The organism is Kitasatospora fiedleri (assembly GCF_948472415.1).
GTDB lineage: Bacteria > Actinomycetota > Actinomycetes > Streptomycetales > Streptomycetaceae > Kitasatospora > Kitasatospora fiedleri.
Genome location: NZ_OX419519.1, coordinates 646551 through 667337 on the forward strand (window position 1 = coordinate 646551; position 20787 = coordinate 667337).

The following is a 20787-nucleotide window of genomic DNA, read 5'->3' on the forward strand; positions in this document are numbered from 1 at the left end:
GGGGCGCAAGGGCCGCCGCGGGCGGCCGGGACCAGTGGGGAGGATCGACGTGACGACACTCGGCACCGTTTCCGCCGGAGGGTTCGTCCCGCCGTCGCGCGAGGGGCGTCCCGTACGGCGGGTGGCCGTGGTGGGTGCGGGGGTGGCGGGGCTGAGCGCGGCGTACGCGCTGGCGCGGGCCGGGGCCGCGGTCGAGCTGTTCGAGGCGGCGGACCGGCTCGGCGGGCACGCGCACACCCAGCGGATCACGGCGGCGGACGGCCGGGAGTTGGCGCTGGACACCGGATTCCTGGTGCACAACACCCGGACGTATCCGGAACTGGTGGGCCTGTTCGACGAGTTGGGCGTGCGGACGCAGGACAGCGACATGAGCATGTCGGTGCACTGCGAGGGCTGCGGCCTGGAGTACGCGGGGGCCCGCGGCCTCTCGGGGCTGCTGGCCACCCCGGGCAACCTGGTCCGGGGCCGGTACCTGCGGATGCTCGGCGAGGTGCCGCGCTTCCACCGCCTGGCCCGCCAGCTGCTGGCCGCGCCGGAGCCGGCCGACCCGGAGCCGGGCGCCGGCGCTGACGGGGCGGACACGGACGGGGCGGACGCGGCCGACCCGAGCCTGCGGGCGTTCCTGGCCCGGCACGGCTTCTCGCCGTACTTCACGCAGCACTTCATCACGCCGCTGGTCTCCGCGGTGTGGTCCTGCGCGCCCGACCTGGCCGGGGACTACCCGGCCCGCTACCTGTTCGCGTTCCTGGCCAACCACGGCCTGCTGAGCGTCACCGGCTCGCCGACCTGGCGCACCGTGGTCGGCGGCTCGGCCACGTACGTGGAGCGGATCGCCGCGCACCTCACCGCGCACTCCGGCACCGTGCACCGCTCGGCGCCGGTGCGCGCGGTGCGGCGGCACCCGGACGGCGTCACGGTGGCCACCGAGGACGGGCGGTGGACCCGGGCGGACGCCGTGGTGGTGGCCGTCCACCCCGACCAGGCGCTGCGGCTGCTCGCCGACCCGACGCCCGCCGAGCGGGAGGTGCTGGGCGCGTTCGCGTACTCCCGCAACCCGACGGTGCTGCACCGGGACGCCTCGGTGCTGCCCCGGGCCGCCTGGGCGCGCGCCTCCTGGAACTACCGGATGCCGGACTGCGACGCGCCCTCCGACCGGGTCCGGGTCAGCTACCACCTGAACCGGCTGCTGCGGCTGGGCGGCGCGGAGGACTACCTGGTCACCCTGAACGAGGACGACCGGCAGCCGGTCCCCGAGCCGCTGGTGGTCTCCCGCACCGTGTACGAGCACCCCGTGTACACCGCCCGCACGGTCGCCGCCCAGCGCCGACTGCCCGAACTGGCCGGTCCCCGCACCACGTTCGCCGGGGCGTACCACGGCTGGGGGTTCCACGAGGACGGCTGCCGCTCCGGCCTGGCCGCCGCCCGCCACCTGCTCGCGACGGTCGCGCCGTGAGTGCCGTGCGCGCGGCGGGTGCCGCGGGTGCGCCGGGCGCCGCGCCGCCCGTGCCGCGCGTGCTGCCCGGCCCGTGGGGCGCGGTGCTGTACGAGACCCGCACCACGCACGTCCGGGCCGAGCCGCGCCGGGTGTTCCGCCACCGCGGCTACCTGTGGCTGGTCGACCTCGACCACCTGCCCCGGCTGCCCCGGGCGCTGCGCCCGCTGGCCCGCTTCCTGCCCCGCGACCACGCCCTCGCGCCCGGCTCCGGCTCCGACCCCGCGAGCATCCGGGAGGACCTGGCCCGCGAACTGGCCGCGCACGGCCTGCGCCCGGCCGGGCGGGTGCTGATGCTGACCCAGGCCCGCTCGTTGGGGTACGTGTTCAACCCGCTGACGGTGTACTGGTGCCGGGACGCGGCGGGCGCGCCGCTGTGCACCGTCGCCGAGGTGCACAACACCTACGGCGAGCGGCACCGCTACCTGCTGTTCCCGGACGGGGCCGGGCACGCGCGGACGGCGAAGGAGTTCTACGTCTCGCCGTTCCTGCCGGTCGACGGCCACTACCGGATGCTGCTGCCGGAGCCGGACGCCCGGCTGCACCTGACCGTGCGACTGGAGCTGCCGGGCGGGCGGGCGTTCACCGCCACGGTGGCCGGCACCGGCCGCCCGGCGGGCCCGGCCGCGCTGCTGCGGGCGGTGCTGCGGCACCCGTTCGCGACCTTCGTCGTCAGTTTGCGCATCCGCTCCCAGGGCATCCGCCTGTGGCTGCGCGGCCTGCCCGTCCACCCGCGCCCGCGCCCGGGGTCGAGCCCGAGGCCGCCGCCGGCCCGTGCCCCCGCCCGGAGGCCGACCCGGGAGCCGGGTCCACCGCCGGTCCCTGCCCCCACGGGCGGCCGGAACCCGGCCCCCGCACCGGCCCGGAGACCGCCGCCGCCCGTCCCCTCCCCCGCACCCGCCACCGTTCCCGTTCCCGTTCCGGAGAGGCACCCCGTCGATGACCACCACCGTCCCCTTCCCGACCGCCGTCGACCCGCTGCGCTGGCCGGACGTCGCCCGGGTGCCGCACGCCCCGCTGCGGGCCGCGGCGGCCGGGCGGCTGCTGCGCCGGGCGGCGGCCCGCCGCGGCCTGCGGGTCGAACTCCCCGGCGGGCGACCGCTGCTGGCCGGCCCGCCGCAGGCCCCGGTGCTGCGGCTGCACCGCCCGGAGGCGTTCCTGCACCGGGTCGGCGCGGGCGGCCTGATCGGCTTCGGCGAGTCCTACCAGGCGGGCGACTGGGACAGTCCGGACCTGGCCCGCCTGCTGACCGCGCTGGCCGCCCGCCCCGAGACCCTGGTGCCGCCCGGCACCGGGTGGCTGCGCCGGCTGTACGTGCGGCGGCCCCCGGCGGCGGAGCTGTCCACGGCCGCCAACGCCCGGCGCAACATCCACCGGCACTACGACCTGTCGAACGAGCTGTTCGGGCTGTTCCTCGACCCGACCATGTCGTACTCCTCGGCGGTGTTCTCCGCCCCCTCCCCCGCCACCCGCTGGGCGGACCTGGTCCCGGCCCAGCACCGCAAGATCGACCGGCTGCTCGACCTGGCCGCCGTCGGCCCCGGCACCCGGCTGCTGGAGATCGGCACCGGCTGGGGCGAACTCGCCCTGCGCGCCGCCGCCCGGGGCGCCCGGGTGGTCACCCTCACGCTCTCCGCGGAACAGCTCGCGCTGGCCCGCCGCCGGATCGCCGACGCCGGGCAGTCCGAGCGGGTCGAGGTCCGGCTCTGCGACTACCGCGAGGCCCGGGGTGAGTTCGACGCGATCGTCAGTTGCGAGATGATCGAGGCCGTCGGACGCCCGTTCTGGCCCGCCTACTTCGGCGCGCTGGACCGGCTGCTCGCCCCCGGCGGCCGGGTCGCCCTGCAGGCCATCACCATGCCGCACGCCCGGATGCTGGCCAGCAGCAGCACGTACACCTGGATTCTCAAGTACGTGTTCCCCGGCGGGCAGATCCCCTCGCTGCGGGCGATCGCGGACACCGCCGCCGCGCACACCCGGCTGCGGGTGGACAGCGCGGACGCGTACGGGCCGCACTACGCCGAGACGCTGCGACTGTGGCGGGAGCGGTTCACCGCCCGGGCCGGGGAGGTCGCGGAGCTGGGCTTCGACGAGGTGTTCCGCCGGATGTGGGAGCTGTACCTGGCGTACTCGGAGGCCGGGTTCCGCACCGGCTACCTGAACGTCCACCAGGTGCTGCTGAGCCGGGACGGCCTGCGGTGAACGCCGCCGCGTTCGGTGTCGGCGCGGCCTGCACCGCCGGCGCGGCCCTCGCCGTGATGCTGCTTGCGTTCGCGGTCGGGGTCCGCACCGGCCGTCACCGGGGCGTCGACGTGGCCTGGGGCCTGGCGTTCACCGCCGTCGCGCTGACCGGCTACGGGCTGTCCGCCGGGTACGGCGACGGCGGGCGGCGGGCGCTGGCCACCGTCCTGGTGGCGGTCTGGGGCCTGCGGCTGGCGGCCCACCTGTGGTGGCGGGCCCGCGGCCTGCCCGAGGACCCGCGCTACGCCCGGATGCTGTCCCGCGCCCCGGAGGGCCCGGCCCGCACCCGGTACGCGCTGCGGACCGTCTACCTGCTCCAGGCCGTCCTGGTCTGGTTCGTCTCGCTGCCGGTGCTGGCCGCCCAGTACCTGCCCGACCCGCTCGGGCCGACCGCCTGGGCGGGCGCGGCCCTGTGGGCGGTCGGCCTGTTCTTCGAGGCGGTCGGCGACGCCCAGTTGGCCCGCTTCAAGGCCGATCCGGCCCACCGCGGCCGGGTGATGGACCGGGGGCTGTGGCGCTACACCCGGCACCCCAACTACTTCGGCGACGCCTGCGTCTGGTGGGGCCTGTTCCTGCTGGTGGCGCACGCGCCGATCGGCTGGGCCTTCGTCGCGAGCCCGCTGCTGATGACGTGGCTGCTGGCCTTCGGCAGCGGCAAGCCCATGCTGGAGAAGCACCTCTCCTCCGGCGAACGCCCCGGCTGGGCCGAGTACACCGCGCGGACCAGTTCCTTCTTCCCGCTCCCGCCGCGCCGCCGCTCCCCGCGGACGGGCGGCTGAGGCCCGGGCCCGGCCACCGCCGGCCCCCACGACCGCCGCTCAGGCCCGGCCGTGCGGGTCGGCGGTGGCGTCCGGGTAGCCCGCCGCCTGCATCACCGCCTCGGCCACCAGCCGGGCCTGTTCGGGCGTCAGGCCCTCGATCGCGTGGCGCAGCGGGCCGGTCCGGACCCCGGCCAGGCCGGCGGCGACGGTGAGGACGGCCTTGGCGGGCTCGCCGAGGCCGTCCCGGGCGGAGGCGCGTCCGGCCTGCCGGGGCCGGCCGAGGCGGTCCATCGCGTGGCGGAAGTCCACGGCGGCGGACGGGCCGTCCGGGCCGTCGGAGGTCGGTACGAAGCCGTTGCGGACCAGCCAGTCGCGGACCTCCGCGACCTGGAAGGCCAGCCGGACGGCCGCCTGCACCGGCGGCTGCCCGGACGCGCCGCGCAGCACCAGTGCGTACAGCCGGGCCCGGTCCTCGTCCCGGAACGGCACCTCGGTCGGCATCGCGCTCTCCCCTCCCCCGCGGGGGTCCACCCCGTTCCCCCCTGCGGAACCTACCCGCGGGAGCGCCCGGTTCCCCCTCGACCCGCCCGGCCGGAGCCGGGCGGGTGCCCGGGCCGGTTCAGCTGAACGGCAGCAGCAGGACCGGGGCGGCGGTCGGGTGCGGGGAGCCGCCGGCCGGTTCGAGGGTGACGCCGACCCCGGCCGCGCCGTTCAGGGCCCCGCTGAGCAGCAGGGTGCCGTCGCCGGTGGGGAGCAGGCCGGCCGGGCGCATGGTGCCGGCGTCGTCGTACCAGAGCTGGTAGGTGCGGCCGGGGCCCGGGTCGGGCAGGCCGGCGGCGAGGAAGCCGGCCCGGTCGCGGGCGGCCGACCAGACCACGGTGGCCGTGCCGCCGTCGGTGGCGGTGGTCGCGGTGCGGGCGTCCGGTGCGGTGAGCAGCGCGGTGACGGACTCCTGCTGCCGGGTGAGCGCGGTGACCCGGTCGCGGGCCCGTTCGGCCTCGCGGTGCTGCTGGACGGCGAGGCCGCCCGCGCCGACGGCCAGGGCGAGGCAGGCGGCGAGCGCCAGCTTCGGGGCGCGGCGGGCGAACCGGGCCCGCGGCGGGGCCGGGCGGGCGACGCGCGGCGCCTCCTGCCGGACGCCCGGCAGCGCGGCCATCACCCGGGACTTCAGCTCCGGGGGCGGGGCCGCGGCCTCGGCCGCCCCGAGCCGGGCCAGGGTGGCGGCGAACTCGGCCGTCTCCTGGGCGCACGACGGGCAGTGGTCGAGGTGGCGCTCGAAGGCATCGTTCTCCTCGGGACTCAGCGCGTGCGCGGCGTACGCGCCGGTCAGGGTGTGCGGGTCGGGGGCGTGCCGGTCGCGGGTGCGCGGGTCGGTGGTGTTCACGCGCCCACCCCCAGGCAGTCGCGCATCCGGATCAGGGCGTCGCGCATCCGGGTCTTGACGGTGCCGAGCGGCGCGCCGAGCACCTGGGCGACCTCGGGGTAGCTGTAGCCGCGGTAGTAGGCCAGGGTGAGCGACTCGCGCTGGAGTTCGGTCAGGGTGCGCAGGCAGCGCCGCACCTGTTCGCGCTCCAGCCGTCCCTCGACCTGTTCGGCGACCTCGTCGTAGGGCGAGCCGCCGTGCGAGGCCGCCGCGGCCTTCCGGTCGCGGTCGGCGGCGGCCTGCGCGGAGCGGACCCGGTCGACGGCCCGCCGGTGCGCGATGGTCAGCACCCAGGACAGCACCTCGCCGCGGTCGGCCTGGTAGCGGGCGGCGGTGCGCCACACCTCCAGCAGGACCTCCTGGGCGACCTCCTCGGACTGCGCGACGTCCCGCACCACCCGCCGCACCAGCCCGAACACCGGGCCGGAGACGGCGTCGTAGAGCGCGGCGAACGCCTCCTGGTCGCCCCGCACCACCCGGGCCAGCAACTCCCGCAGTTCCGGTCCCGGCCGCCGTGGCGGGGCCAGTGACACGACGTGGCTCACCTGCCCACCCCGCCCATGACGTTCCTGCGCTGCACCACCGGCACGGGGGCCTCCCTACGGCGGCCGGAACCCCCGACCGCGACGACTCGACAACACGACTCACCCGCTCTTCGTCACGGCCCGCCGTCCGGATTGCCCCGGACCCGGGCAGTTGTGCGGGTCCTGTCGCCGAGGCCCCCGGCCCGCCCTACGCGGCCCGCAGCCGGGCGATCAGGCCGTCGACGTCGAGGTGCTCGTGCTCGTGGCCGGTCGGGACGAGCGCGTAGCACTCCAGCAGAAAGCCGGTGACGACCTCCGCCGGGATGTTGACCACCGCCGCCCCCGTGCCGCCGTGCAGTGTGATCAGCACCTCGCCGTCGGCGCCGGGCCGGACGGTGACGTCGCCGTGCCCGGCGGGCGCGAGACGGCCCTCGTTGAGCAGGTCGCGCCCGAACACCCATTCCACCGCGTCGATCCGGCCGACCGGTGGGAACACCAGCCGGACGGCGTACGGAACCGAGGAGTCGAAGTGCAGCCCGGCCTCCACCGCCAGGTCCGGGTGCGGGCTGTGCGGAAGCGTGACGGCGGTGGACCAGCAGGTGGCGACGGCCATGCGGTGCGGCCTTCCTTCCAGATGGCGACGGCGAACGGTGCCGAAAGCTGACGGCATGGCCCCGACTACCCACCCGACCCGGAGATGCGTCGATCCACGCAGAACCTTCACCGATGCCCTCCGGTCACCACACGAACGGCCGAATCCGCGGTGCCGGTGGGGCGTGCGGGAGCAGGTGCCGGACCTCCCGTTCCCGTTTGGCGCGCGGCGTGCTGTCAGCGGTGGGCGCTAGCTTCGGGCGACAGCCCGGGTCCGCCTGTCGGGTGGGCGGGCCCGTCGTCCCCGGAGCTCTGGAGCAGGTGTGCCGACCGCCGATGAACTGATCAGTGCCGAGACCGTCCGCGAGTTGGCGGCCGTCCTGGGGGCCGCGGCCCCGCGCGCGTCCGGGTGGCGGGGGGTGGCGGGCTGTGCGGCGGGGTTGGGCGGGCTGGGGCTGAGCGACCGGGCGCGGCTGGTGGGGGGTGCGGTGGTCGCGGAGGCGGGCGGCGGGTACCGGGAGGTGGCGGGGGCGGTGCGGGCCGCGCTGGGGCGGCCGGAGTTGACGGGGTGGATGGTGTGGCCGGTGTCGGAGGCGGTGGCCACCGCCGCGACGGCCTCCGGCGAGCCGGGTGACTTCGCCGACGGACTGGAGCTGCTGGCAGCGCTGACGCCCCGGTTGACCTCGGAGTTCGCGCTGCGCGCCTTCCTGAACGCCGACCTGCCGCGCACCCTGGCCGCCGCGCTGGCCTGGACGTCCTCGCCGGACCCGGCGGTGCGCCGGCTGGCCTGCGAGGGGACCAGGGCGCGGCTGCCGTGGGCCCGGCGGGTCCCGGCGCTGACGGCCGGTCCGGGGGTGACCGTCCCGGTCCTGGACGCGCTGTACCGGGACGCGGACGCGAGCGTGCGCCGTTCGGTGGCCAACCACCTCAACGACCTGTCCCGACTCGATCCGGCGCTGGCCGCCGCGACGGCGGCCCGCTGGGCGGCGGCGCCCGCACCGAGCACGCCGGGCGTGGTGCGGCACGCGATGCGCACGCTGGTGAAGGAGGGCGATCCGGCGGCGCTGGCGCTGGTGGGTTTCCACGGCGGGCGGGCGGACGTCGAGGTGGTCGGCCCGGTGCTGGAGCGGGCCGAGGTCCCGGTGGGCGGCGCGCTGGCGTTCACGGCGCGGGTCGCCAACGTCTCGGACGCGCCGGTCTCGCTGGTGATCGACTACGTGGTGCACCACCGGAAGGCGAACGGCCGCACCACTCCGAAGGTGTTCAAGCTGGCCCGCCGCACCCTGGCGCCGGGGGCCGGCGCCGAGCTGGCCCGGGTCCACTCCTTCCGCCCGATCAGCACCCGGGTCTACCACCCGGGCGGGCACGCGGTGCAGTTGCAGGTGAACGGGCACCGTTTCGACCCGGCGCCGTTCACCCTGCTCCCGGCCGAGGAGCGCTCCCCGCGCGCGCCGGAGGGCCGAACGGGCGACTTCCCGTCCGGAACCGCGTAAGTTCGCTGCTGGGCGACGGCGCCCGCGCCGAACGAACCGGGTGCCGTCGCGGACCGAGTGCCGAGCAGAGGACGGGTACGGAAGATGGCTCAGGTTGTCCGGGGTGTGATCGCGCGTGCGAAGGGGGCGCCGGTGGAGGTGGTGCCCGTCGTGGTGCCGGAGCCGGGGCCGGGTGAGGCGGTGGTGCGGGTGCAGGCGTGCGGGGTGTGCCACACCGACCTGCACTACCGGGAGGGCGGGATCAACGACGAGTTCCCGTTCCTGCTGGGGCACGAGGCGGCGGGCGTGGTGGAGTCGGTCGGCGCGGGCGTGACGGAGGTCGCCCCGGGTGACTTCGTGATCCTCAACTGGCGTGCGGTGTGCGGCCGTTGTCGGGCCTGCAAGCGCGGTCGGCCGTGGTACTGCTTCGCCACCCACAACGCGCGGCAGAAGATGACGCTGGAGGACGGCACCGAGCTGTCCCCGGCGCTGGGCATCGGCGCGTTCGCGGAGAAGACGCTGGTCGCGGCCGGGCAGTGCACCAAGGTCGACCCGGCGGCGTCCCCGGCGGCGGCCGGGCTGCTGGGCTGCGGGGTGATGGCGGGCCTGGGCGCGGCGATCAACACCGGGCAGGTGGGCCGGGGCGACAGCGTCGCGGTGATCGGCTGCGGCGGCGTGGGCAACGCGGCGGTGGTCGGCTCCCGGCTGGCCGGCGCGGGCACGATCATCGCGGTGGACGTGGACGACCGCAAGCTGGCCACCGCGCAGCGCCTGGGCGCGACCCACACCGTCAACTCCCGCGCGGTGGACCCGGTGGAGGCGATCCGCGGGCTGACCGGCGGCAACGGCGCGGACGTGGTGATCGAGGCGGTCGGCCGCCCGGAGACGTACCGGCAGGCGTTCTACGCCCGCGACCTGGCGGGCACGGTGGTGCTGGTGGGCGTGCCGACGCCGGAGATGAAGCTCGAACTGCCGCTGCTGGACGTGTTCGGGCGCGGCGGCGCGCTCAAGTCGTCCTGGTACGGGGACTGCCTGCCGGAGCGGGACTTCCCGATGCTGATCGACCTGTACCTGCAGGGCCGCCTCGACCTGGACGCGTTCGTCAGCGAGACCGTCCCGCTGGACGGCGTGGAGGAGGCGTTCGCCCGGATGCAGCGCGGCGAGGTGCTGCGCTCGGTGGTGGTGTTCTGATGGCGGCCCGGATCGAACGGCTGGTCACCTCGGGCGAGTTCAGCCTGGACGGCGGCACCTGGCAGGTCGACAACAACGTCTGGATCGTCGGGGACGACACCGAGGCGGTGGTGATCGACGCGGCGCACGACGCGCGGGCGATCGCGGCGGCGCTGGGCGGCCGGCGGCTGCTGGCGGTGGTCTCCACCCACGCCCACAACGACCACGTGGACGCGGCGCCGGAGCTGTCGGAGCTGACCGGCGCGCCGGTGCTGCTGCACCCGGCGGACGAGGTGCTGTGGCGGCAGACCCACCCGGACCGCGCGCCGGACGCCCCGCTCGCCGACGGGCAGCGGCTGGCCGTCGCGGGCACCGCGCTGACCGTCCTGCACACCCCGGGCCACAGCCCGGGCGCGGTCAGCCTGTACGCCCCGGAGCTGGGCACCGTCTTCACCGGCGACACCCTGTTCGCGGGCGGCCCGGGCGCCACCGGCCGGTCCTTCTCGGACTTCCCGACCATCATCGCCTCGATCCGCGAGCGGCTGCTGACCCTGCCGCCGGAGACGGTGGTGCACACCGGCCACGGCGATTCGACCACCGTCGGCGCGGAGGCCCCGCAGCTGGAGGAGTGGATCGCCCGGGGCCACTGACCGGGCGTCAGGCCCCGGGGCCCACGGAGTCCACGGGGCCCGCAGGGCCCCGGGGGTCCCCGAACCGGACGCCGGTCAGCCGTTCGCGCGCGGGCGCGTCGGCCAGCAGCACCGACCGGGCGCCGGGGAACGCCGCCCGCCCGCGCCGTTCGAGCCGGGCCAGCAGCCGGGCGGTGCGCCGCACGTGCAGCCGGAAGGTGCGCGGCGCGGCGGTGCGGGCCCGGGCGTGCTGCCCGGCCAGGGCCTCGGCGGGGCGGACGGCGAGCAGCACCACGTGCAGCTCGCGCCCGTACCGCCGGGCCCAGTGGGCGAGCGCCCGGCGCATCCACCAGCGGCTGGCGCAGTCGTGCACCAGCAGCGGGCCGGGGCGGCGGAACGCGGCCCGGGTGCGCAGCAGGTGCAGCAGGCGCACGGCGGGGCGGTAGACGGGGTAGGGCAGGGCGGCGGGCATCCGGGCCTGGCAGGCGAGCCGGGTGGTGCGCGGGTCGATCAGCCCGGCGGGGGCGTCCCAGCGCCGCAGCAGGGTGCTCTTGCCGCTGCCGGGGACGCCGCCGACCACCACGACCGCGTCCGGCCCGTAGTGCAGCGCCAGCGGCGGGCCGGAGCGGCCGCGCAGGTCGGCGACCCCGCGCGGGGCGTACCCGGTGGCCTGCACGTGCTCGCTCCTCCCCGCGGCGCGTTCCTCCCCGCGGCGCGTTCCTCCCCGCGGTCCGCCGGGCAGCCTACCGGGGTGCCCCCTCCTCCAGTCGGATCGCCCCCGCCGGGCAGGCGGCGACGGCGTCGGCGACCTCCCGGACGAGTTCGGCGGGCGGCCGGGCGTCGAGCAGCACGACGGTGCCGTCCTCGTCGCTCTGGTCGAACACCTCGGGGGCGGCGAGGACGCACTGCCCGGCGCCGCAGCACCTGTCCCGGTCGACGTGGACGATCATGGTGGTTCCTCTCGCTTCGGTTCCGGGGTTCACCAGGCGACGGGCAGCGACTCGACGCCGTAGACGGTCATCTCGTGCCGGAAGCGGATCTCCTCGAAGGGCACGGCCAGCCGCAGGTCGGGCAGCCGGCGCAGCAGGGTGTCGAGGGCGATCTCCAGTTCCAGCCGGGCCAGCGGCTGGCCGAGGCACTGGTGGACGCCGAAGCCGAAGGCGAGGTGGCGGCGGGTGTCGCGGGTCAGGTCGAGGGCGTCGCCGTCGGGGTAGCGCTCGTGGTCGCGGTTGGCGGTGTTGAGCTGGCAGATGACGCCCTCGCCGGCCCGGATCAGCACGCCGCCGATCTCGGCGTCCTCGATCGCGACCCGGGTGACGCCGGTCTGCACGATGCTGAGCCAGCGCAGCAGTTCCTCGACGGCGGCGGGCGTGGCCTCGGGGTGGGCGCGCAGGTGGGCGAGCTGGTCGGGGTGGCGCAGCAGGGCGAGGACGGAGAGCGCGGTCATGTTGGCGGTGGTCTCGTGGCCGGCGATCAGCAGCAGGCGGCCCATGGCGCCGATGTCCTGGGTGGAGAGTTCGCCGCGGGCGACCAGGCGGCTGAGGATGCCGTCGTCGGGGTGGGCGCGCTTGCTGTCGGTGAGGGCGTCGAGGTAGTCGACCAGGCTCTGCTGGGCGGCGGTGGCCTGTTCGGTGCCGGTGCTGCGGTCCAGCAGGGTGCGGCTGCAGTGCTGGAAGAACTCGTGGTCCTCGTAGGGGACGCCGAGCAGCAGGCAGATCACCAGGGAGGGCAGCGGGAGGGCGAACTCGGCGACCAGGTCGGCGGCGGTGCGGCCGGCGGTCATCCGGTCGAACAGGTCGTCGGCGACCTGCTGGATCGCGGGGCGCAGCGCGGCGGTCTTGCGGAGGGTGAAGTCGCCGGTGAGCATCCGGCGCAGGTGGCCGTGCTCGGGGTCGTCCATCCGGATGAACGAGGTGTTGCCGGTGCCGAGTTGGCGGGCGGCGGCGCTGAGGAAGGGGAAGCCGGGGCGGGTGGCGTCGGCGCTGAAGCGGGGGTCGGCGAGGACGGTGCGGGCGTCCTGGTGGCGGGTGATCAGCCAGCAGGGGGTGTCGTCCCAGAGGGCGACCCGGGTGACGGGTTCGTCCTGCCGGGCCTGCTGGTAGACGGGCGGCGGCGCGAACGGGCAGGCGCCGCGCGGGGCGGGGTGGGAGGTGGTGGCGGCAGTGGCCATGCTGGGGTCCCTTCCCGGGGCCGGGGGCTGCCGTCCGGGCCCGGTGCGGGCGGGGGTGCGGCAGGGCGGCCCGGCAATTGAGTGCCTAGGGCAACTAACTCACGGTCACGCTAACTCGCGTTCCGTGGCCACGGGAAGGACACCCGGCCGCCGGGGCGGATTCTGTCCGGATTCCGGCGTGTCCGAACCGCCGCCGCGGGCGGCCGTCCCCGCACCCACCAGGCGGGTCCGGGTCGGACGGGGCGGGCGGGCGGCCGGGCGCGCGGTCGAGAACGGGCCACCGCCCGTCCGGGGGCGGTTTCCCCCCGGCCCCGTCGATCGCCTACACTCGGAGCCGCGAAGGGGAGTAGTCCCGAAACACCACCGGTCGACACACTGGACGGCGTGCCCGTCCCGGCCCGTGGGTCGCGGCGCGCAAGCCGCCGCGACGGACGAGACCTTCGGCCTGTGCATGACCCTGCCGCGCCACCGCGCGGGAGGTCTCGTCGTGCCGGGCCGAGAGGTTCGCCCGTCGCCCGCCCGGTGCCGTTCGAGCCCGCGGCCCGGCCCCTTGCAGAAAGCACCGCGATGTCCTTCGACCCCCTGGCGATGCTCACCGCCTTCGGGCTGATCTTCCTGGCCGAACTTCCCGACAAGACGATGTTCGCCTCGCTGGCCATGGGCACCCGCATGCGCCCGCTCTACGTCTGGTTCGGCACCTCGGCGGCGTTCATCGTGCACGTGGCGATCGCCGTCGGCGCGGGCAGCCTGCTGAGCCTGCTGCCGGGCCTGGCCGTCAAGCTGGTCTCCGCCGCGCTGTTCGCCTTCGGCGCGATCGTGCTGCTGCGCTCGGGCGGCGACGAGGACGACGAGGAGGGCGGCCCGAAGACGGTCACCGGCTTCTGGCCGGTCTGGGCGACGGCGTTCACCACGGTGTTCATCGGCGAGTGGGGCGACCTGACCCAGATCACCACCGCCAACCTCGCCGCCACCAACGGCTGGCTGCCCACCGCGATCGGCTCCGCCGCCGCCCTGATGTCGGTCTCCGCCCTCGCCCTGCTGGTCGGCCGGGTCATCGCCAAGCGCGTCCCGCTGCGCACCATCCAGCGCGTCGGCGGCCTGTGCATGGCGGTCCTGGCCGTCTGGACCCTGGTCGAGGCGTTCACCGGCTGACGACCGCCTCCCCCGACGGCCCGGCCGCCCCGCCTCCACCCCGACGGCCCGGCCGCCCCGCCTCCACCCCGACGGCCCGGCCGCCCCGCCTCCACCCCGACGGGACGGCCGGGCCGTCGCCGTTCTCCCGCGCCGCGGGGGTCGCGGGCGGCGGGGGCCCCGCAACATTTGCCGTTTGACAACAATGGCCTGTCGGCAACAATCTTGCGTCTGAGTCAGGCGCGCACAGCAACCTCCCGGGGACGGTTCCCCGGGGGGCTTCCCCGCTGCCCGCCGTTGGGAACCCGGGCAGGAGGCACGGTGGGTGTGCTAGGCCGACCGCGTCGCCGAAGGCGACCCGGCGACCCCGAGGGCGGGCGGGCGGACGGTGCCCGCCAGGACGTCCTGGAAGGACTCCAGGCCGCGCACCAGGGCCTTGCGCTCCGCGGGCGGCATCGCGTCCAGGACCGCCCCGATCTGCCGCTCCCGCCGGGCCCGCAGCTCGGCGAGGAAGGCCAGGCCGCGACCGCTGAGCCGCAGCTCCAGCTCGCGCCGACTGGTGGTGCTCGGCGCGCGGTCGAGGAACCCGACCGCCTCCAGCCGGTCGCACAGGCGGCTCGCCGAGGACGGCGTCGAGTCCAGCGCCTCGGTCAGCGTCCGCAGGTTGATCCCGTCCTGACGCTCCAGCACATACATGACGCGCAACTGTGACGCCGACAGGGGGGCGGTCGCCAGATCGCGTCCGCCGCCCCAGAGGATCTCCAGCAGTTCCACCACCGAGGACGCCGTTTGCGCGGCGTCGCCTGGACCCGGAAGGGCGGAGAAGGGGCTCATGGTCCCTATCTTGGCACTACCGGTCACCCACGGGCAGCCGTCCGACGGCCGCCCGGTCCGCTTCTCGACGAAATGACCGACGTGACGAACCTGATGGCAGTCGAGCGCGCCCTGCGCACCGCTGCACCCCACGACCTGCTCGACGCCCTGCGTGACTGCCTGACCCGGTGCTACGCGGCGTCCGAGGTCGAGCTGCTGATGGTCGACTACAGCCTCAGCGTCCTGCAGCCGGTGTCCGCGCGACGGCAGCCCGGGGCGGCGGTCCCCGCGCACGGGAACCCGGCCGGGCGGGCCTTCGGCGCGCAGGAGCTGTTCGCCCAGGAGGACGGGCACGACGGGGCGGTGATCGCCTACGTGCCGGTCACGGTCCGCGGCGACCGGCTCGGCGTCCTGACGGTCCGACTGCCCGCGGGCGGCCTCACCCCGGAGGTGGCGGAGGAGCTGTGCGAGACCGCCGAGATGCTGGCCCGCGAGATCCTGGTCGCCGGGCGGGACACCGACCTCTACCTCCAGGCCCGCCGCCGCAACCGGCTCACCCTGGCCGCCGAGATGCAGTGGCAGCTGCTCCCCGCCCAGGCCTGCCGGCACGCCGAGTACGCGATCGGCGCGCAGTTGGAGCCCGCGTACGCGATCCACGGCGACAACTTCGACTGGTCGGCGGGCGGCGACCGACTGGTGCTGACCGTCTCCAACGGGATGGGCGAGGGCATCGAGGCCGCGCTGCTCACCAACCTGGCCGTCAACGCGCTGCGCAACGCCCGCCGGGCGGGCATCAGCATCGCCGACCAGGCGGCCCTCGCCGACCAGGCCGTCTACGCCCAGTACCGGGGCCGGATGTTCCTCTCCGTCCTGCTGCTGGACTTCGCGCTGGACACCGGCCGGGTCCGGGTGGTGGACGCGGGCTCCCGCAGCTGCTGCGGCTGCGCGCGAGCACGGTCGAGCGGGTGCCCTTCGAGGCCCAGCTGCCGCTCGGCATGGCGGACGAGACCCCGTACGGCGAGCAGGAGTTCGAGGTGCGGCCGGGGGACCGGCTGATCATCGTCAGCGACGGCGTCTCCGAGGTCGCCTCGACCGCCGGGGAGCGCTACGGCGAACGGGCGCTGATCCGGGCGATCCACGCCACCCGGCTGCTGTCCGCCGCCGAGGTGCCGCGGGCCATCCTGGCCGAGCTGGCCGGCCACCGCGCCGCCGACCCGGACGACGACGCCCTGATCGTCTGCGTCGACTGGTACGGCCGCCCGGGCGCGGACGCCTGAACCGGGGCCGGTGGGCGGCCCGGCGGGTGACCCGGCATCAGGGCGGGCACTGCGGGCCCGGGTCGGCGACCGTCAGCTCCGGCGCGGCCGGGGGCAGGTCCTGGACCAGCGCGCAGAGCTGCTCCAGCGCCTCGTACAGCACCGGCTGGTCGGCGGCGGCCGCCGCCGACAGCGCCTGGCTCAGCAGCTCGCGGCGGCGCCGCCGGGTCGCCTCCAGCAGACGGTCGCCGACCGTGGTGAGCGAGACGGCGACCTTCCGCCCGGACTGGACCCGGGCGACCAGCCCGCGGTGCTCCAACCGGTCGTAGAGCCGGGTCGTCGACGAGGGCTGAGACCGAGTCTGGCGGCCAGCACGGTGGGGTTGCCGCTGCCGTCCTCCAGCACCAGCAGAGCCCGCATCTGCTGGTCGGAGACGGCAGCGGCAACCTCCTCGTGCGCGCGCCGCCACAGTTCGATCATGGCTTCGGCAACGTGTTCGGCGGCGCGGATCGCGTCTTCCGCGCGGCTTTCCTGCCCAGGCATGGTGCGTTCCTCCACCCGTGTCGCTGCCGCGCGCGTACCCGAACAACGGGGGGACATGTGAGGAATTCACGCATTTGGAGGAAGGAACCCGTTTCAGGCGGCCTCCGGCGGCTACACTTGTCGCGAGACAAATGTTGTCGGACAGCACACGTCGACCGCCGCGCCCGGCCGACGGAGGGAGAACCAGGCGGCCCCGCCGCCCTCGACACCGCCCTCCCCCGCTCCCCGCGACTAGGGAACCATGACCGCTCCGTCCTTCGTCCAGACGATCACCTCCCCGGCCGAGGCGGCCCGCGCCCGGTCCACGGTGCACCACCTGGCCCGGTGGGCCGGCCTGCGCCGCTCGAACGCGTCCGGCTGACCTCCTCGCTCACCGCCCACCTGCAGCGGCTCACCGCGGAGCGCTGCGCGGCCCGGCTGAACGTGCAGGGCGCCGGCTCCCCGCCCCGGCTCCACCTGGCGCTGTACCGCAGGCCGCCGCCGACACGCCCGTCTGGCAAACCACCCTCACCGTGGGCCCGCCGGAGGGCGGACTGCACCCGGCCTGGCAGGGCTCGGCGGACGGCGGCGACCCGACCACCGACCTGGTCGAGGCCCTGTTCGCCGGGACACCGACGCCTCCGCCGTCCTCGACCTGCTGGAGTGGCACAGCCGCGAACTGGAGGAGACCAACCGCGGCGTGGTGGCGCTGCACGCGGAACTCGCCGAGGCGGACCGCGCCCAACGGCTCCTGCTGGCCTCCGAGCAGGCCGCCCGGCTGCACGCCGAACGGATGCGCGCCCGCCTCACCTTCCTCTCCGGCGGCGGCGCGCTGCTCAGCGCCTCGCTGGACCGGGCCGAGATCCTGCGCCACCTCGACGAGTTGCTCGTCCCCGGCCACGCCGAGCGGGCGGACATCTGGCTGACCGACCACGCCGGCCGGCTCCTGCCGCCCCCGGCGGCCCGGGCGCCGGCCGACCCGCCCGGACGCCGACCACCCCGTCACCGCCGCGGCCCGCACCGGCCTGCCGCAGCGCGCCGCCGCCGACGGCCCGGACGCCCCCGCCGCCTCACCCTCCCGCTCACCGCCCGCAATACCGTCCACGGCGTGCTGGACCTGGTCCGCGCCGCCGACTTCGACCCGGACGACGTCGCCATGCTGACCGAGTTCGCCGGCCGCGCCGCCGTCGCCTTCGACAACGCCCAGCGCTACGAGCGCGAGCGGCACACCGCCGAGACCCTCCAGCGGGCCATGCTCACCGACCTGCCGACCGGCTCCGGCGTCCGCCTCGCGGCCCGCTACCTCCCGGCCACCCGCGGCATGAACGTCGGCGGCGACTGGTACGACGCCTTCACCCGCCCCGACGGCTCGCTGCTCACCGTCGTGGGCGACGTCACCGGCCACGGCCTGCGGGCCGCGGTGATGATGGGTCAGCTCCGGCACGCCCTGCGCGCCTACGGCATGAGCCAGGACTCGCCCGGGGAGCTGCTCACCCGCCTGCACGTCTTCCTGCGCCACACCGAGCCCGGCCTGTGCGCCACCGCCGTGATCGCCCACCACCGCCCCGGCAGCCCGGAGGTCACCTGGGCCACCGCCGGCCACCTCCCGCCGCTGCTGCGCGGGGCCGACGGGGAGATCCGGGCGCTGCGGCAGCGCGGCGGGGCGATGCTCGGCCTCCCGATGGACCAGACCGTCCGCGACCACCGCCTCCTCCTCGCTCCCGGCTCCGCCCTGCTGCTCTACACCGACGGCCTGGTCGAGCGCCGCCGCGAGGACGTGGCTCGGCATCGACCGGCTCGCCACGGTCCTCGGCTCCTCCGCACCGCTCGGGCGGCGACACCGAGGCCGGCGCCGAGGACGTCCTGAACCGGATGCTGCCGCGAACTGTTCGCGCGAGGACGACATCTGCTTCCTGCTCACCAGGCCCCGGCGGCCTGACCGGCCACCGGACCCCGTCCGCCCGCTACCCGGCGCGCTCCGGGCGGTAGCCGCGCGCCCACAGGGTGGCGAGCAGCAGCAGGAGCACCACCGGGCCGGCGGCGAGCGACACGCGGCAGCAGGGCCAGCAGCAGCGGCAGCAGCACCGCCGGGGCGAAGTGCGCCAGGAGGCCGCGCGCCCGGCCCGGGGTGTCCAGGGTCGGCAGCACCGCCACCGCCGTCACCGCGAAGTAGCCGGCCAGGGCGGCGCACAGCAGCCGCCGGGTGTCGTCGGGCAGCGGGCCGCCGGCGTGCTCGACCGGCCGGCCGAGACCGGCCGCCAGCGCCGCCAGCGCGGCGGAGCCAGCGCGTGGCAGAGCAGCACCCAGCGCGGCCGGCCGCCGCGAGCAGCTGCGGGAAGGCGACCGCGCCGCGCCGCACGCTCAGCACCGACAGCGCGGCCAGCAGCGTCATCGCGGCCAGCCGGTCCAGGCCAGCCGGACGTCCCAGTGCTCCCGGTCGGACGCGGCGCGGATCACCTGGATCACGCCCTCGCCGAGCACGATCACCATGAACAGGCCCAGCCGCTCCCCAGGTGCGTGGCGTCCACCTCCGCCTCGCCGCAGCTCCGGCAGCGGCCGGTCCGCCCCCGGCCCGCCCGGGTGCCGCCGCTGCCGGGCCGCCAGCGCGCGGCGATCCGTTCCCGGTCGTCGCCCCTGGCGGCGGCCAGCAGCAGCGCGTCCACCAGCAGGCCCGCGCCCCACAGCCAGTAGCGCCAGCCCTCCGGCGCGAAGAGCGACACACCCACGGCACCCCGCCCGCCGCGTACTGCGCGATCGGCCAGTCCGGCACCACCAGCAGGCTCCGGCCCTGCCGCCACAGCCGCCCCGCGTACCAGCGCAGCAGCACGTAGGCGAGCGCGAAGGCGTTCGCCCGGGTGCTCTCGTGCACGCCCTCGACGGCCGCCGCCATCACCGCCATCCCGGCCATCGCCGCGAACAGCGCGAACGAGCTGGTCCGCTCCGCGGCACGTCCCCGTACACCGTGAAGCACGCCCAGCTCAGCCAGAACGCCCGCGAACAGCAGCCCGTACAGCCCGACCGCGCCCCAGTCCGGCCCGGCGTGCAGGAGGTGCGCCAGCTGCCCGACCCCGGCCACCGCGATCAGGTCGAAGAACAGCTCGTTCCACCCCGCGTGCCGCTCGGCCGCCGCGCCCGTCCCGTCCTCCGCGTCCACCCCCATGATCGGCACCGCCCGGCGGGACGGCTCCGGCGCGCCGCACGCGCCGCACGCGCCTCAGCGCAGGATGCCCGCCCGGCGGGCCGCCGCCACCCACTGTGGGAACTCGGACAGCAGGCGGTCGTAGAGCTCCGGGTCCGGGAGGGTGCTGATGTCGTCGACCGCGAAGAAGCCGACGTTGTCGACCCGGCGGCCGGGCAGCGTGTCGAAGCGCTCCAGGACGCCGTAGTCGCCGTGGCCGAGGCCGACGAACTGCCAGAACACCGGCTCCTCGACGGCCGCCCGCAGCTCGCGCTCGATCTCGCTGTTGCGGTAGACGCCGCCGTCGGAGAAGAACAGCACCAGGGTCGGCTCGTCCGCCGGGTTCTCCCGGACGTGGTCGCGGACCTGCGCGATCACCCGCTGCTCGTCGTTGCCGATGCCGACGGACTTCATGTCGATCCGCCCGTCGGGCAGCGGCGGACGGAGCCTGCGGCGGCGAACAGCGACACCTCACCGACCCGGACGTGCCGGCCCAGCCACTGCGGCAGCTCGGACAGCCGCAGGTCGGGCAGCCGGGCGGGCCAGGTGGCGAAGGTCCAGGTCGCCTGCATGGTGCGGTCCGCGTCCAACTGGGCGGCGACGGCGGCCATCCGCTCCACCACGTCGGCGACCACGCCCCGATGGTAGAGCCCGGCCATCGAACCGGAGGCGTCCAGCACCAGGACCACCCGCGCGGTGAGGTGCTGGGCGCCGTGCTTGCGCAGGCTGACCGCGACCTGCCGCTTGCGCAGGCTCAGCCGCTCGCGCATGTCGACGGGCAGCGCCAGCTCGTCCCGGGCCGAATCCTCCTGACGTGCCGTCACCTCCGGCACGGGCGAGGGCATGGGCACGGGCGAGGGCATGGGCACGGGCGAGGGCTCCGGCTCCGGCTCCGGCTCCGGCTCCGGCTCCGGCTCCGGCTCCGGGAGGGTGAACCCGTGCGCGACGGCGAGACCCGCCAGGCCGTCCGCCCAGCCCTGGCCGACGGCGCGGAACTTCCAGCGGCCCCCGCGCCGGTACAGCTCGCCGCAGACCAGCGCGGTCTCCGCGCCCGCGCCGGGGTCGAAACGGGCCAACTCGGCCCCGCCACGGGCGTCGCCGAGCAGCAGCGACAGCCCGGGGACGGCGCCGAGCCCGGCGCCGTCCGAGAGCGCCAGCAGCAGCACCCGCTGCACGGCGGGCGCCAGCGCGGCCAGGTCGACGTCGATCCCGTCCGGCCGCACCAGGACGCCGGGGGCCTGCGCGCGGACCAACCGCGGGCCGTCGTCCGGCCCGATCAGCAGCGCGGCGGTGCCGACCGCGGGGACCCCGGGCCCGGCGCGCCAGGCGAGTCGGGCCCGGACGGCGGCGGCGTCGACCGGCAGGTTGCCGCCCTTGGGGAGTGGAGTCGCTGTCACCTCCCCAGTCTGCCCGC

At 76.3% G+C, this 20787-nt stretch carries 18 protein-coding genes and 4 pseudogenes; 10 read left to right on the forward strand and 12 right to left on the reverse strand.

Translation table 11 applies throughout. From position 1 onward, the window contains the following. Window positions 1-121 precede the first annotated feature (121 nt). The 4 genes and pseudogenes from QMQ26_RS03340 to QMQ26_RS03355 all read left to right on the forward strand — a co-directional run bounded on the left by QMQ26_RS03340 (window position 122) and on the right by QMQ26_RS03355 (window position 4512). A complete protein-coding gene (locus tag QMQ26_RS03340) occupies window positions 122-1453 on the forward strand; it encodes an NAD(P)/FAD-dependent oxidoreductase (protein WP_282206401.1) in 1332 nt (443 codons plus the stop codon). Window positions 1454-1512: 59 nt separating this feature from the next. Continuing rightward, window positions 1513-2232 (forward strand): annotated as a pseudogene (locus tag QMQ26_RS03345) (DUF1365 domain-containing protein); the annotation flags it as partial. Window positions 2233-2431: 199 nt separating this feature from the next. Beyond that, a complete protein-coding gene (locus QMQ26_RS03350; protein WP_282204699.1) occupies window positions 2432-3694 on the forward strand; it encodes a class I SAM-dependent methyltransferase in 1263 nt (420 codons plus the stop codon). 56 nt (window positions 3695-3750) lie between these two features. Continuing rightward, on the forward strand, window positions 3751-4512 hold the full coding sequence (locus QMQ26_RS03355; protein WP_282206402.1) for a DUF1295 domain-containing protein: 762 nt from the start codon (window positions 3751-3753) through the stop codon (window positions 4510-4512). Window positions 4513-4551: 39 nt separating this feature from the next. On the opposite strand, the gene QMQ26_RS03360 is transcribed toward QMQ26_RS03355, so the two are convergent. The 4 genes from QMQ26_RS03360 to QMQ26_RS03375 all read right to left on the reverse strand — a co-directional run bounded on the left by QMQ26_RS03360 (window position 4552) and on the right by QMQ26_RS03375 (window position 7054). Continuing rightward, a complete protein-coding gene (locus tag QMQ26_RS03360) occupies window positions 4552-4995 on the reverse strand; it encodes a hypothetical protein (RefSeq protein ID WP_100834812.1) in 444 nt (147 codons plus the stop codon). Window positions 4996-5113: 118 nt separating this feature from the next. Continuing rightward, window positions 5114-5878 (reverse strand): anti-sigma factor, encoded by a 765-nt coding sequence (locus QMQ26_RS03365; RefSeq protein ID WP_100834813.1) that lies wholly within the window; start codon window positions 5876-5878, stop codon window positions 5114-5116. Next, window positions 5875-6462 carry an ECF RNA polymerase sigma factor SigK gene (gene sigK, locus QMQ26_RS03370; protein WP_111552376.1) on the reverse strand — a complete coding sequence of 196 codons (588 nt, stop codon included), beginning with the start codon at window positions 6460-6462 and terminating at the stop codon, window positions 5875-5877. The genes QMQ26_RS03365 and sigK overlap by 4 nt, the downstream gene beginning before the upstream one ends. A gap of 187 nt (window positions 6463-6649) precedes the next feature. Then, a complete protein-coding gene (locus tag QMQ26_RS03375) occupies window positions 6650-7054 on the reverse strand; it encodes an SsgA family sporulation/cell division regulator (RefSeq protein ID WP_159072961.1) in 405 nt (134 codons plus the stop codon). 301 nt (window positions 7055-7355) lie between these two features. Between QMQ26_RS03375 and QMQ26_RS03380 the strand changes: the two genes are divergently transcribed. The 3 genes from QMQ26_RS03380 (at window position 7356) to QMQ26_RS03390 (ending at window position 10324) form a co-directional block, all read left to right on the forward strand. Next, on the forward strand, window positions 7356-8525 hold the full coding sequence (locus QMQ26_RS03380; RefSeq protein WP_282204700.1) for a DNA alkylation repair protein: 1170 nt from the start codon (window positions 7356-7358) through the stop codon (window positions 8523-8525). An 84-nt stretch (window positions 8526-8609) separates the two neighbouring features. Then, window positions 8610-9695, forward strand: coding sequence for an S-(hydroxymethyl)mycothiol dehydrogenase (locus QMQ26_RS03385; protein ID WP_100834818.1), 1086 nt, complete (start codon window positions 8610-8612; stop codon window positions 9693-9695). Then, complete coding sequence (locus QMQ26_RS03390; RefSeq protein WP_100834819.1) at window positions 9695-10324, forward strand: MBL fold metallo-hydrolase; 630 nt, start codon at window positions 9695-9697, stop codon at window positions 10322-10324. Before QMQ26_RS03385 ends, QMQ26_RS03390 begins: the two co-directional genes overlap by 1 nt. A 7-nt stretch (window positions 10325-10331) precedes the next feature. Here QMQ26_RS03390 and QMQ26_RS03395 read toward each other — a convergent pair whose 3' ends face one another. The 3 genes from QMQ26_RS03395 to QMQ26_RS03405 all read right to left on the reverse strand — a co-directional run bounded on the left by QMQ26_RS03395 (window position 10332) and on the right by QMQ26_RS03405 (window position 12473). Further along, window positions 10332-10979 carry an AAA family ATPase gene (locus QMQ26_RS03395; protein WP_282204701.1) on the reverse strand — a complete coding sequence of 216 codons (648 nt, stop codon included), beginning with the start codon at window positions 10977-10979 and terminating at the stop codon, window positions 10332-10334. A 67-nt stretch (window positions 10980-11046) separates the two neighbouring features. After that, on the reverse strand, window positions 11047-11253 hold the full coding sequence (locus QMQ26_RS03400; protein WP_100834821.1) for a ferredoxin: 207 nt from the start codon (window positions 11251-11253) through the stop codon (window positions 11047-11049). A gap of 29 nt (window positions 11254-11282) precedes the next feature. Continuing rightward, complete coding sequence (locus QMQ26_RS03405) at window positions 11283-12473, reverse strand: cytochrome P450 (protein WP_282204702.1); 1191 nt, start codon at window positions 12471-12473, stop codon at window positions 11283-11285. A 567-nt stretch (window positions 12474-13040) separates the two neighbouring features. On the opposite strand from QMQ26_RS03405, the gene QMQ26_RS03410 reads away from it, so the two are divergent. Then, window positions 13041-13625: a TMEM165/GDT1 family protein gene (locus QMQ26_RS03410; protein WP_282204703.1), complete on the forward strand. Its 585-nt coding sequence runs from the start codon at window positions 13041-13043 to the stop codon at window positions 13623-13625. 309 nt (window positions 13626-13934) lie between these two features. Here the strand turns inward: QMQ26_RS03410 and QMQ26_RS03415 are convergent, their stop codons facing one another. After that, window positions 13935-14438, reverse strand: a complete 504-nt coding sequence (locus QMQ26_RS03415; protein ID WP_100834824.1) for a MarR family winged helix-turn-helix transcriptional regulator — start codon at window positions 14436-14438, stop codon at window positions 13935-13937. Between the two features lie 93 nt (window positions 14439-14531). Between QMQ26_RS03415 and QMQ26_RS03420 the strand changes: the two are divergent. Beyond that, window positions 14532-15694: pseudogene (locus QMQ26_RS03420) on the forward strand (PP2C family protein-serine/threonine phosphatase). A 37-nt stretch (window positions 15695-15731) separates the two neighbouring features. On the opposite strand, the gene QMQ26_RS03425 reads toward QMQ26_RS03420, so the two are convergent. Then, on the reverse strand, window positions 15732-15992 hold the full coding sequence (locus tag QMQ26_RS03425) for a hypothetical protein (protein ID WP_282204704.1): 261 nt from the start codon (window positions 15990-15992) through the stop codon (window positions 15732-15734). A 903-nt stretch (window positions 15993-16895) separates the two neighbouring features. Between QMQ26_RS03425 and QMQ26_RS03430 the strand changes: the two genes are divergently transcribed. Then, on the forward strand, window positions 16896-18062 hold the full coding sequence (locus tag QMQ26_RS03430; protein ID WP_282204705.1) for a PP2C family protein-serine/threonine phosphatase: 1167 nt from the start codon (window positions 16896-16898) through the stop codon (window positions 18060-18062). Between the two features lie 616 nt (window positions 18063-18678). Here the strand turns inward: QMQ26_RS03430 and QMQ26_RS03435 are convergent. The 3 genes and pseudogenes from QMQ26_RS03435 to QMQ26_RS03440 form a co-directional block, all read right to left on the reverse strand. Further along, window positions 18679-18915 carry a hypothetical protein gene (locus QMQ26_RS03435; protein WP_282204706.1) on the reverse strand — a complete coding sequence of 79 codons (237 nt, stop codon included), beginning with the start codon at window positions 18913-18915 and terminating at the stop codon, window positions 18679-18681. A gap of 128 nt (window positions 18916-19043) precedes the next feature. After that, window positions 19044-19355, reverse strand: a pseudogene (locus QMQ26_RS37910) (low temperature requirement protein A); the annotation flags it as partial. Between the two features lie 54 nt (window positions 19356-19409). Further along, window positions 19410-20770 (reverse strand): annotated as a pseudogene (locus tag QMQ26_RS03440) (vWA domain-containing protein). Window positions 20771-20787 lie beyond the last annotated feature (17 nt).